We start from the raw sequence: 12,783 nt of genomic DNA on the forward strand, positions 1-12,783 counted from the left end.
TATCGTATGCCGTTGATAATACCGACGTGGGATAAAACATGGCCAAATCGGTCGTTTCCTCAGGCCATCCCATGGTGGAAAACGGCCACAACGCTGACGAAAACCATGTATCCAAGACATCTTCATCTTGGTGAACGGGTCCATGACACACCGGACAACTATCTGGAGCCGTTCGCGCTACGGTGACTTCGTGGCAGTGATCGCAGTAGTACGCTGGAATACGGTGACCCCACCAAATTTGTCGGGAAATACACCAGTCACGAATATTTTCCATCCAGTTCGTGTAAATCTTTTCAAAACGCTGCGGCACAAACTGAATATCCCCAGAACGCACTGCCGCCAATGCAGGCTCCGCCAAAGGCGCCGTTCGCACAAACCATTGCAACGAAACCAGCGGTTCAATGACCGTCCCGCATTTTTCACAATGACCCACGGAATGTACCAAGGCTTCGGCCTTTTCGATGACGCCTAAGGCCTCCAGATCTTGCAGAATTTGGGCTCGTGCCTGCTGGCGATCAAGACCTTGATAGGCACCAGCTTCCTCGGTCATGCGGCCATCTTCGCCAATGACTTGAATTTGCGGCAAATGGTGCCGCTGCCCCATTTGAAAATCGTTCGGGTCATGGGCCGGCGTCACTTTGACCGCGCCCGTTCCATACTCTGGATCCACATAGGCATCGGCAATAATGGGGATCACACGGTCTATTAATGGCACGCGTACGTGATGTCCAATGAGATGTTTCCAGCGTGGGTCATCCGGATGCACCGCCACGGCCGTGTCACCGAGCATGGTTTCCGGCCGCGTGGTCGCTACCACAACAAAGCCTTCCTCTTGATCCAAAGGATAGCGTAGATAGGTCAGCGTTCCTGGCTCATCTTCATGCTCGACCTCAATATCAGACAAGGCGGTCCGGCACGAAACACACCAGTTCGTAATATAATAACCCCGGTAAATCAAGCCTTCCTCGTATAGCCGTACAAACACTTCCGTAACCGCTTTGGATAGCCCTTGATCCATGGTAAAACGAAGCCGGCTCCAATCTACGGAAGCGCCCAGTTTCTCAACCTGACGAAGAATTTCCCCCCCGTACTTTTCTTTCCACCGCCACACCTCGTCGATAAAGGCTTCTCGTCCGATTTCCCGGCGATCGATGCCTTGGGAGCGCAAAAGCTCGTCGACTTTCATTTGCGTGTGAATCCCTGCATGATCTGTGCCTGGCAACCACAACGTATTGTCTCCTAACATTCGGTGAAATCGAATCAAAATATCTTGCCAGGTATTGTTCAAAGCATGCCCCACATGCAAAACACCCGTAACATTGGGGGGCGGCATGACAATACTGAAGGTCGGGGCGTTGGGATCCATGGACGGCTTAAAATACCCTCGTTCCCGCCAAAATGTATACCATTTGTGCTCGACGTCACGTGCTGAATATTGAGAACTAAGTTCCATCATGCCGCTCTCCTTGTTGTGGAAGATTATGTCATCATAAGTCGTGTCAACAGAAAGAGACCCTTTTCGCTAAGGGCGAAAAGAGTCTCTTTCGCGGTACCACCTTAATTCACCCTGCCTATGACAGAGCCTCCGTTTGCGTTAACGGGCAACAACCGTCCCGGAATGCTGCAGCGCGCAACTTCCTAGGATACCTCCGGGGCGACTAACAAGCCTGCACGTGCGAACGTTGCACCAAACCCTTTCGCTCTCTGTAACGCCAATGGCCTGCTTCTTCCCGTCATCAGCAGCTAGCATCTGATGAAATTGTTAGTTTTCCACCACAGCCAGAATATCATCGGTCGCCAAAATAAGGTGATCCTCATTTCCAATCTTAATCTCAGTTCCTGCAAATTTGGCAAACAAGACCCGCTGGCCTTCTTTGACTTTAATGTCCTCACCGTCGCCGACGGCCACGATCAAACCGGTTTGGGGCTTGTCTTTGGCAGTATCGGGTATGTATATACCACTCTGAGTCCGTTCCTGTTCCTCGACCAATTTTACCAGAACACGGTCTCCTAACGGCTTGACCTGCATTGGAAATATCCCCCTTGGTTGATGCGGTATTGTATCTGATGTTCCACAAAAAGTGTGGCATCTAACATTATATCTAACCGAGCATGGGTGTCAATGAACGCCCCACGGCCTTTCTCGGTCACGGTAGTCTAACTGTAGGTTGTCCTGCATACGCTGGTGGTAACATGGACAACAGGGAGGATCCCAATGATTCAACTCGCACGGCGCCTCTTTTCGGCCGCCCTGGGGCTTGGCCTCTTGACTTTGGCTGGCTGCGGGGAAACCTCCGTGCCGCCCCAGCCCGCGTGGCCCACCGTCACAGTGAGCCTTAATGTGCCTTCCCGCACACTGCGCTTGCCGCTGACCATCGCACAAAATTTGAATCTCTACCGCGATCAGCATATCCAAGTTCGCTGGACTCATTCATCGTCTGCCATGATCCACGTCGATTGGGTCCCAGGACGATGGCCCATGGCCGGCAGTATTGCCAGCGCCCCGGATATTTTTTTAGCAGCGCCACAGGCTGATCCGCATTTTCGTTTGCGTCAACTGAGCCACTTACCTGTCGATTATGCCAACACCCTGACGACAAACCTGGCCCTCATTAATGCCGTCATGACCTTGAACCAAACCCGTCCCGACCTCCATCCCTTACCTTGGCCGGAAATCGAACACTTATGGGCACAACGACATTTGCCATGGGTTTTGGTCACGCTTGCCCAGCTCCAAACGCTGACAAAGATCAATCCCCATACCGTAACGTTAAACTGGTTAGGGGCTTCAACAGGTCCCATCCCAGATGTCACCATTTCGGGTCGAAGCGCTCATCTTAGCCAGTTCTTAGCAGCTCTAAACATTGCATTATGGTATATTCACACGACACCAGCGCCAACGCTCGTGAAAGTCCTCCGCCCATCGAGCCCGGCGTTATGGAACACGCTGATTAAGCAAGGCGTGCAGCACCATCTGTGGCCGGCAACCACACGCATTTCTGCTCAAGAATATAACCGTGGGCGAGCCCTCTATGGGTTAGAAGGGTCCATACCATGGCCACCCTATTATTCTGGCGTCGACACTGCGGCCAGCGATCAAGCCTTTAAAGCCACATATTGATCAAACAAACACTCCATTAGTAACAAATCTGTGTTGCCTTTCAGACGCCCATTGGCGACAAGTTTCGCGACTTTTTTGAAACCGGCTTTTTCATAAGCTCTGATGGCACGGTGATTGTCGGTGTTCACACGCAAATAAATACGACGCAGCCCGAGTTGGTAGTAGGCAATATCTAAGACTTCCCCCACCGCTAAAGTCCCAATGCCTCTATTCCAATAGGATTTGTCGCCAATCGAAATTCTTAATTCCGCATGGTGTGAACGCCAACTAATGTGTTCTAGTTCAACGTCCCCAATCAGACGCCAATCCGCAATAATTGCAAATCCTATACGGACACGGCTTGTCAGCAAATCCTCCCACCACAATTGTTCACTATCATGGTCTTTTTGAAATTTCTTTCCATTTAACGCCGTAATTTCAGGATCGTGATCCCATTGTTGGAGTTGTTCTAAATCGCTTGGTGTTAACTGTCGTATAAACTGATATTCTTCGCCTGGCGTCAGGACCATAAAATCTGCTCACCTCGTCTCGATCTCCATACTCTATTCGACAGACGGGAGCTCGTCTCCTGTGCCCGTGGCGTATTTCACGACAAGTTTCTTCTGGCAGGGATGGAAATTCCGTCCGTAACCCTCTATTCCTATCATACGGACCCGCCTCCGGAATGTGACGATTCCCTACCGGCTTGGATCCTTCAATTGGCCCGATTATGCCGCAAACCCTTGACGACCGGTGACCAATTCGGTAGCTTCTAAGTATGGACACCCTCGCAGCGAAGACGTTTTGGGTTATGCGGCACGGTCGACCAGACTTGCCCCGCAACCCGTTTTTTATGAACCGAGACTTGTTTAACCGGTTCCTCGAATCTTACGACCTAGCAGCACTCAGTGCAGAAGAGAGTGCTCGTTTAGCACAGTTATATGAACGGTACCCCATCCCGGACGCAGTGGTGTGCTCTGATCTCCCACGGGCTCATGCGACTGCTAAAATCTTCGGCCGTACAGCGCCTATTATTGTGGACCCGATTTTCCGAGAGATCCCCATTCAACTGCCAGAACCATCAAGCCTTTTCTTGAAAAGCTTGTGGCCCGCCGAAGTATGGTGGAGTTACTTGCGCGTCAATTGGTTCCGCAACCAAGGGCCCGAGGGAAAAGATCGATCGCGCCAACGGGCGACGGAAGCCATTGTTCACCTCCGTCGCTACCAGCATGATTATCCCCATATGGCGCTCGTGTCCCATGCAGGGTTTATTTCCTTGTTGATTACCTTGCTGCATCAACAACATCAAATCAAAGGGCCGATGTTGCCGTCCATTCGCTTTGGACAACCCACCTTATATGAGTGGATTAAATAGTCAGTCCTAAGCCAATAATGGCGGCTTTGATTGCATCAACACCTTCGCCCGTCCGACTCGAAATCGGATAGACTTTTTGGCCATACGCGTCCTCTAAAACACGAATTCGCTCTCTTTGCTCGGCTTTGTTTATCCGGTCCAGTTTACTCGCCACAACAATAAAGAATAAATTGCGCGCCGCGGCCCAGTCTCGTAAAGAAAACTCTTCCTCTTGGGGGCCCCGCCGAATATCTTGGATTAAAATGCCCCCAATTAAGGGTTGACGGGTGGTCAAATATGCTTCAACCGCTTGTCCAAATTCTTCGCGCAGACTCTTAGAGACTTGCGCATAGCCATACCCCGGTAAGTCTACTAAATACCAGTTGGGCATGGAATAAAAATGAATGCGTTGTGTCTTGCCGGGCTTGCCACTTACGTGGGCAACTTGCACCCCAGCCAACCGATTGAGTAATGAGGACTTCCCCGCATTGGAGCGTCCAAGAAACGCTAATTCGATCTTGCCATCCCGCGGCATTTCGTCCACCCGCAGCGCCGAGGCGACTAACCGATTACTTTTCGGTGCCAACCTTTTCCCTCACAATCTTTTCCGATAACGCTAGTTCCAATACCGTGTCGAGATGCTCGACCAAATGAATTTGCATACCACGGCGAATATTCGCTGGCAAATCCTCGAGATCCGGCGCATTATCCTTGGGTAGAATAATTTCTCGAATTCCTACACGGTGGGCAGCCAAGGTCTTTTCCTTAATACCCCCAACGGGCAGTACATGACCTCGCAACGTAATCTCTCCGGTCATCGCAATGTGCGCCTTCACAGGCACATGACTCAGGGCCGAGATCATCGCGGTCGCCATGGCAATCCCTGCCGATGGTCCATCTTTGGGAATCGCCCCTTCAGGAACATGCACATGCACGTCAAGCGTTTCATGAAAATGCGGGTCGATCCCTAAATCGCTCGCTTTGGATCGAATATAACTATACGCCGCTTGCGCGCTTTCTTGCATCACGTCCCCAAGCTGTCCGGTTAAGTTCAACCGTCCTTTGCCCGGCATCGTAGTCACTTCGATCGGCATCACATCGCCTCCCGCCTCGGTTACAGCCAGACCTGTAACAATCCCCACTTCGTCCGCCTGTTCCGCCTCCCGGTGATGCACCGTATGCGGGCCTAGGTACTTCGCAAGATTGCTCACGGTAATATGAACCGTTCCTCGGTGCCCTTGAACGATTTCGCGTGCCACTTTGCGCGAAATTGTTCCTAGTTGCCGCTCAAGTTGTCGGACTCCTGCTTCCCGCGTATAATGCCGTATGACTGCTGCCGTCGCTTGCCGGCTCATTTCGACCATCTCTGGCGTGAGTCCGTGATTTTCCATCTGCTTGGGCCACAAATACTGCGCCGCAATGTGTAGCTTTTCTTCTTCCGTATATCCTTGAATAACAATCGTTTCCATCCGATCAAGCAAGGGTCGCGGAATCGTGTGCAAGACATTCGCGGTCGTGATAAACATGACATGCGACAAGTCGAACGGCAACTCAATATAATGATCAGAAAATCGGTTGTTTTGTTCGGGGTCTAAAACTTCCAACAAAGCCGCGGAAGGATCCCCACGAAAATCCATCGCCATCTTGTCGACTTCATCGAGCAAAAAGAGAGGATTATTGGATCCTGCTTGCTTCATCCCTTGAATGATACGGCCGGGCATGGCGCCAACATAGGTCCGGCGATGTCCTCTGATTTCTGCTTCATCACGAACTCCCCCCAAAGAAATGCGCACAAAATTGCGACCCGTAGCGCGAGCAATCGAGCGAGCGAGTGATGTTTTTCCGACACCAGGCGGCCCTACGAGGCACAGAATCGGCCCTTTCAGGCTTCGCGATAGCTGACGCACCGCTAAGTATTCCAAAATCCGGTCTTTGACCTTTTTCAACCCATAATGGTCTTCGTTTAAAATACGTTCGGCTTCAGCGACGTCCACCCGTTCATCCGTTTGCACCGTCCAAGGCAAACTCAACAGCCAATCGACATAATTGCGCACGACAACCGCTTCCGCTGACATCGACGGCATCTTTGTCAAGCGGTCGATCTCCCGCGCAATTTTGTCATGGACTTCATCGCTCAGCCCCTCCATAGCAGCCAAACGTTGTTGTAATTCCTCGACCTCCCCCACATGGTCGTCATTCTCTCCCAGTTCTTTTTGAATGGCTTTGAGCTGTTCCCGGAGGTAGTATTCTTTCTGCGTTCGCTCCATTTGCTTGCGCACACGCACATTAATGCGTTTTTCAATCTCTAACAGTTCAATTTGCCGGGATAAGATATCCGAAACTTTGTTAAGACGTTCATGCGCCGAAAAAATTTCCAGAACTTCTTGCTTCTCGGCGGTCCGAATATCTAAGGAGCTGACAATGGTATCGGCTAAACGACCCGGATCATCCACATTGATACTGAGCGAGGCTTCTCCTGGCATCTTTTTGGAATTCTTGACGTAGAGCTCAAATAAATCGACAACCGCGTGCATCAACGCTTCGGTTTCATCCGTTATTTCCGTGTCTTCCGCCACTTCTTCGACGTCCGCACGAAAATATGTTCCCTCATCCTCAATCTTATGTATGATGGCGCGCGATCGTCCTTCAATCACGACTTTAGCCCCACCGGTCGGCATTTTCAAAAGTTGTTTGACTTCTCCAATGATGCCAACCTCGTATAAGTCGTCCTTCGTCGGTTCGTCCAAGCGCGTATCCTTCTGTGCAGCAAAGACTAATTCCTGAGACCCCAGCATGGCTTGCTCCAGTGCATTTAGACTACGTTCCCGCCCCACTTCTAACGGAACCACCATATACGGGAAGACTAACACGCCACGTAATGGCAAAAGCGGTAATTGTGTCTCCATCGTCTACACCTCCCTATCCTTCTAAACATGATACGCAAAACCTGGCCATTACACACCCTTTATGTCGTATTTATACCGCGGTTTTCCCAGGTTCAACAGACGTCCTGTCTTCGTCATTATGCACAATCCTTCTCACTGTCGTCAAAAAAGGCGGTCCTTATAAGCGGACCGCCTCCAAGGTCTTAACATTCGTTACGAACCGACAGAAGGAGACGGACTGGCTGTTAAGAGATCCGTCTGCGGGACGGCAGCGGCGTGTTTTTCCGTTTCCTCTGCCACTGTTGCCAAGTCTAAGGCTTGCTTGAGGGAATCAATTGGAATCACCTCAATGCCAGCATTTTGAAAGACTTCTTGCCAGTTGTCACGCGGAATGAGCACTCTCTTGCATCCTGCTAACCGGGCCGCTTCGACTTTGGCCACAACGCCTCCAATCGGCTTGACCAAGCCTCGAATAGACAATTCGCCGGTCATGGCCAAACGGCTGTCGCACGGTTTGCCTGTCATAGCGGAGTACAACGCCGTAGCAATGGCGATTCCGGCCGAGGGCCCGTCTAAGGGGACTCCCCCGGGAAAATTGACATGAAGATCAAAGTCCCGCGATTCGAGTTGCAGTTGGTTATGGAGCACGGTGAGCACATTTTCTACCGAACTCTTGGCCATCGATTTCCGCCGAATAGTTCGTCCCGCGGTGCCTACTTCTTCTTCATCCACAATCCCGGTCACATATAGCCGTCCCTGGCCGGGTTCGACCGGTTGCGCCACGGCCTCAATATCTAACACGGTGCCCAAATTGGGTCCATATACAGCCAATCCATTGACCACCCCAATTTGGGGCTCGCTTCCCACTTTTTTGTCGGGGCGTGGATTGTATTGCCCTGACGTTACCACCCATTCCACGTCAGCTTGGGTGAGGGCGCGGCGTCCCTCTGTCATAGCCAAACCCGCTGCGATTTGAACCAGATTCACCGCTTCACGGCCGTTGGTCGCGTAGTGTTTGACAACCTCAATCGCCCCGCGCTCATGTTCCATTCCCAGTTTGTTAATCGCGTTGGTGGCGATGGTCTGAATTTCATCCGGCAATAGGGAACGGAAGTAGACCTCCACACACCGTGACCGAATCGCCGGCGGAATTTCATGGGGCTGCCGGGTCGTGGCGCCGATGAGACGAAAATCTGCCGGCAGGCCGTTCTCAAAGATGTCTTGTATATGTGACGGCACGTTGCTGTCTTCGGAATTATAATAGGCCGATTCCAACATGACCCGTCGGTCCTCTAACACTTTAAGCAATTTATTCATCTGGATAGGATGCAACTCACCAATCTCGTCGATGAATAAAATTCCACCATGCGCCTTGGTGACCGCACCCGCCTTAGGTTGCGGGATCCCCGCCATTCCTAAAGGCCCCGCCCCTTGGTAAATCGGATCATGCACCGAGCCGATGAGTGGGTCGGCAATGCCGCGCTCGTCAAAACGCGCCGTGGTCGCATCAAGCTCAATGAATTTAGCATCGGGTTGGAAGGGCGTCCACGAGGTTTTTTTCGCTTCATCGAGGACCAACCGCGCTGCCGCCGTTTTTCCCACCCCTGGCGGGCCGTAGACCAGAATATGCTGAGGATTCGGTCCACAAAGGGCCGCCTTCAATGCCCTAATGCCTTCCTCTTGCCCGATAATCTCATCAAACCGCGAGGGCCTCGTGCGCTCTGATAGCGGTTCACTTAGATGAATGGAGCGTAATCGCCGCAGTTTCTCAATCTCCTTTTTGGACTCTTTCTCTACGGCCACCTTGTTACCTTGTTGCGATTTCAACAAGTTCCAGAAATATAATCCGATCACAATCGCAAAGAAGAACTGAATGAACGTCACGATATTAGCGAGGTTCACCGTACCCCTCCTCCCCGCGTCGCCGCGATGAATTTTTGTATCCGCTCGCTTAGTGTGACCCGAATGTGGGTTTATCAGAACGCCAATTGCTGGGGTCTCTGGTCGCGTTGTCTATGGTAATTATGCCCAAGGAGGAGAGGTTTTAGCCGCAAAAACACAAAGTCTCCACACCGAAGTGGGAGACTTTGTGCTATCTGACGACACTCGTTATGCCGTTTCTTCTTTCTGCTTTTTCGCGCGCTTCGCCCGATCCTGCGTCACCAAAAGTGGTTCATCGCGCTTTTCGACGACATCTTGGGTGATGATGCACTTGGCAATATCGGTGCGACTCGGAATATCATACATCACATTGAGCATAATATCCTCAATGATCGCGCGCAATGCACGAGCTCCGGTATTACGGCGCATGGCTTCACGCGCCACCGCACGCACCGCTTCCTCCTTAAATTCCAGCTCGACGTTATCGAGGCTGAGCATTTTCTGATATTGCTTGACTAACGCATTGCGGGGTTCGGTCAAAATTTGAACGAGCGCCGCTTCATCGAGCGCGTCCAAGGTTACCAGAATCGGCAGACGACCGACAAACTCCGGAATCAACCCGAACTTGAGCAAGTCCTCTGGCATAATCTTCGCCAAAACATCGCCAATGTTCTGCTCCGGCATCTGAATTTCCGCATTAAATCCAAGACCCTTGCGTCCAATACGACGTTTGATCAGTTTGTCGACCCCATCAAAGGCTCCTCCCACGATAAAGAGGATGTTCGTCGTATCAATCTGAATAAACTCTTGGTGCGGATGCTTGCGGCCACCTTGAGGCGGGACAGAAGCCACGGTGCCCTCGAGAATCTTCAATAACGCCTGCTGGACCCCTTCGCCAGAGACATCCCGCGTGATCGATGGATTCTCAGACTTCCGCGCAATCTTGTCAACCTCATCAATATAAACAATCCCTTTTTCCGCTTTCTCGACGTCATAGTCTGCCGCTTGAATCAGTTTGAGAAGAATGTTTTCAACGTCCTCCCCAACATACCCCGCTTCAGTCAATGATGTCGCATCGGCAATAGCAAACGGCACATTGAGAATTTTGGCCAAGGTCTGTGCAAGTAACGTTTTCCCGGATCCCGTGGGGCCTAACATCAAAATGTTGGACTTTTGGAGTTCAACGTCATCGACTTTGCTGCCAAGGTTTATGCGCTTATAGTGGTTGTATACCGCCACCGACAGGGTCTTCTTAGCGCGGTCCTGACCCACCACGTACTGGTCAAGAATAGCTCGAATTTCCTGCGGCTTGGGGATGTCCTTTAATTCAAATTCGACATCGTCGCTGAGTTCCTCTTCGATGATCTCCGAACAAAGCTCAACGCACTCGTCACAGATATAGACTCCACCAGGTCCAGCGATAAGACGTTTGACTTGATCCTGGTATTTGCCGCAAAACGAGCATTTTAACTGACCTTTTTCATCGGTGAACTTGAACATTAGAAGCCCCCCTCTTTGACACCCCTACAATCACCAAGCTGACCATAAGTTATTCCTCGGCCGGCGTTTCAGGGACCATTTTACCACGTGGTTCCACCACTTCGTCGATTAATCGGTAGTCGCGAGCTTCGGTTGCTGTCATCCAGTAATCGCGCTGCGTCTCCTCCAGAATCTGTTCCACCGAATGATCCGTGTGTTTGGCTAAAATTTTGGCCAAGGCTTCACGGCTGCGGAGCAATTCTTTCATTTGAATCTCCACATCGGTAGTCTTCCCACCAAGATTGTTAATCCAAGGTTCATGAATCATCACGCGAGAATTAGGTAGTGCAAACCTTTTGCCCGGCGCTCCACCTGCCAGCAACAGTGCACCCATGCTAGCCGCCATCCCCACGCAAATCGTAGACACATCCGGCTTAATATATTGCATGGTATCATAAATACCAAGCCCTGCGCTGACGGAGCCCCCCGGTGAATTCACGTAAAGGTGAATATCACGGTCCGGGTCATCACTTTCCAAAAAGAGCAGTTGCGCGACCACTAAATTCGCCACGTCGTCATCAATGGCATTGCCGAGAAAAATAATCCGCTCTTTCAGCAGCCGTGAGTAAATGTCATAGGATCGCTCACCACGGTTGGTTTGCTCCACCACCATAGGAATCAGGTAGTCGAAACTCATCGTTCACTCTCCTTTTTCAGGCGCACCGAGGACAGTAGATGCAAGGTAATCTCCTGCCTTCGATAACAGCAAGTTGGAACGGACTGCCTCAAATTCTCCGGTGCTACGGAACCATCGCACCATATCATCAAGCGATTGACGATACATATCCGCAATCGGCTTGATGGATTGTATGACTTCTTCATCCGTCACAACGAGATTTTGAGACCGCGCTACCGCTTCGAGCAAAACCTCTTCTTTGACACGCTCGGTTGCTGTAGGCCTGAATTCCTCGTGCAACGCTTCGGGTGTCATTTGCCGACTTTCCAGGTATTCTTCGGTTGTTGCCCCAATCCGCGCCAGCGTATTCTCTAATTCGTGTAGCTGGTTATGAATGGCCCGGTCAACCATGGTGTCAGGCACTTCCACCGCGACACGCTCTTTTAGTTTACCCATGATTGTTTGGAGACGTTGATTCTTAGCTTCCTGCTCCAATCGGGTCTTTAAGTTATTCGCGACTTGTTCACGTAATTCCTGCATGGATTCCAGACCAACCGCCTTAGCCAAATCGTCATCGACCGGTGGTACTTCTGGACGTTTGTTTTCCAGCACGGTCACCTCGAAACGCACCGCTTTCCCCGCTAAAGACACCTCAGGATGCTCGGCCGGATAGGTCAACGAGATGATTTTGGGTTCATTGACCATTACCCCTATCAATTGATCCTCCAAGCCCTCCACCACGGTCCCTGCGCCGACTTCAATGACGTAGGAATCATCGTCCACGAAAGGTTCCGCGTTCTCCCCCTCTTCTTCTAAAAAGCCTTTGAGAGTGACGGTAATACGGTCGCCTTTCGCGACAGGCTGGTCATCAGCCGGCACCATTTGCGCTTGACCTTTAGCAACTTGCGCTAATTCCTCAGCAATCAACTCTTCGGTCACTTCGGCAATCGTTAACGGTTCATGCAGCAAATCGGTGTAGTCAGGAAGTTCTATAACGGGTTTGCTTTCCACTTCAATATCGAATTCGAAAGGTTCCCCATCACCCAACTTCGTAATGTTAATCCGCGGTTCGGCAACAGGCTCAACAGCCGCCTCAGACAACGCTTGCGAATAGCGATTCTCGACCAATTGCTGCGCCGCTTCTTGCAAAATCACTTCCCGCCCCACAAATCGTTCAAAAATTGGACGCGGAACTTTCCCTCGACGAAACCCGGGAATATTATATTTGCCCACAACTGAACGAAATGCCTTGTCCATCGCACTATTTAAATCACTGGGGTCAATCGTAACCGAAACTTTCGCCACCGACTTCGGCAACCGCTGTAGTGCCACTTGCATTGTTTCTTAATTCCTCCTCAAATGCCCGATACAAATATGTTGATTATAACATGTGACGGGATAGTGTCCA

General features: G+C 51.1%; 11 protein-coding genes. 2 read left to right on the forward strand and 9 right to left on the reverse strand.

Annotation, left to right across the window (positions count from 1 at the left end):
• Together CO251_RS11640 and CO251_RS11645 are read right to left on the reverse strand one after the other, a co-directional pair.
• On the reverse strand, positions 1–1,456 hold a 1,456-nt coding region (locus tag CO251_RS11640), incomplete at its 3' end, for a valine--tRNA ligase (RefSeq protein ID WP_103376036.1).
• Positions 1,457–1,762: 306 nt separating this feature from the next.
• Entirely contained in the window at positions 1,763–2,029 is a 267-nt protein-coding gene (locus tag CO251_RS11645) for a co-chaperone GroES (RefSeq protein ID WP_103375996.1), read from the reverse strand.
• Positions 2,030–2,215: 186 nt separating this feature from the next.
• Here CO251_RS11645 and CO251_RS11650 point away from each other — a divergent pair, with 186 nt between their 5' ends.
• The gene (locus tag CO251_RS11650; protein ID WP_103375997.1) at positions 2,216–3,121 is read left to right on the forward strand and encodes a hypothetical protein; all 906 of its coding nucleotides are present in this window, start codon (positions 2,216–2,218) and stop codon (positions 3,119–3,121) included.
• Here the strand turns inward: CO251_RS11650 and CO251_RS11655 are convergent.
• The gene (locus CO251_RS11655; RefSeq protein WP_103375998.1) at positions 3,097–3,630 is read right to left on the reverse strand and encodes a GNAT family N-acetyltransferase; all 534 of its coding nucleotides are present in this window, start codon (positions 3,628–3,630) and stop codon (positions 3,097–3,099) included. The genes CO251_RS11650 and CO251_RS11655 overlap by 25 nt on opposite strands.
• Positions 3,631–3,878: 248 nt before the next feature.
• Here CO251_RS11655 and CO251_RS11660 point away from each other — a divergent pair, with 248 nt between their 5' ends.
• Positions 3,879–4,475 (forward strand): histidine phosphatase family protein, encoded by a 597-nt coding sequence (locus CO251_RS11660; protein ID WP_103375999.1) that lies wholly within the window; start codon positions 3,879–3,881, stop codon positions 4,473–4,475.
• Here CO251_RS11660 and yihA read toward each other — a convergent pair.
• The 6 genes from yihA to tig all read right to left on the reverse strand — a co-directional run bounded on the left by yihA (position 4,468) and on the right by tig (position 12,713).
• Positions 4,468–5,040 (reverse strand): ribosome biogenesis GTP-binding protein YihA/YsxC, encoded by a 573-nt coding sequence (yihA, locus tag CO251_RS11665; protein ID WP_103376000.1) that lies wholly within the window; start codon positions 5,038–5,040, stop codon positions 4,468–4,470. The two genes, CO251_RS11660 and yihA, sit on opposite strands and share 8 nt — an antisense overlap.
• On the reverse strand, positions 5,024–7,360 hold the full coding sequence (gene lon / locus CO251_RS11670; protein WP_103376001.1) for an endopeptidase La: 2,337 nt from the start codon (positions 7,358–7,360) through the stop codon (positions 5,024–5,026). The genes yihA and lon overlap by 17 nt, the downstream gene beginning before the upstream one ends.
• A 192-nt stretch (positions 7,361–7,552) precedes the next feature.
• Positions 7,553–9,241, reverse strand: coding sequence for an ATP-dependent protease LonB (gene lonB / locus CO251_RS11675; RefSeq protein WP_103376002.1), 1,689 nt, complete (start codon positions 9,239–9,241; stop codon positions 7,553–7,555).
• 207 nt (positions 9,242–9,448) lie between these two features.
• Complete coding sequence (gene clpX / locus CO251_RS11680; RefSeq protein WP_103376003.1) at positions 9,449–10,720, reverse strand: ATP-dependent Clp protease ATP-binding subunit ClpX; 1,272 nt, start codon at positions 10,718–10,720, stop codon at positions 9,449–9,451.
• 49 nt (positions 10,721–10,769) lie between these two features.
• Complete coding sequence (locus tag CO251_RS11685) at positions 10,770–11,396, reverse strand: ATP-dependent Clp protease proteolytic subunit (protein WP_103376004.1); 627 nt, start codon at positions 11,394–11,396, stop codon at positions 10,770–10,772.
• 3 nt (positions 11,397–11,399) lie between these two features.
• Positions 11,400–12,713 (reverse strand): trigger factor, encoded by a 1,314-nt coding sequence (tig, locus tag CO251_RS11690; protein ID WP_103376005.1) that lies wholly within the window; start codon positions 12,711–12,713, stop codon positions 11,400–11,402.
• Positions 12,714–12,783 lie beyond the last annotated feature (70 nt).

Origin of the sequence: Sulfobacillus sp. hq2 (assembly GCF_002903155.1) — a bacterium.
GTDB lineage: Bacteria > Bacillota > Sulfobacillia > Sulfobacillales > Sulfobacillaceae > Sulfobacillus > Sulfobacillus thermotolerans.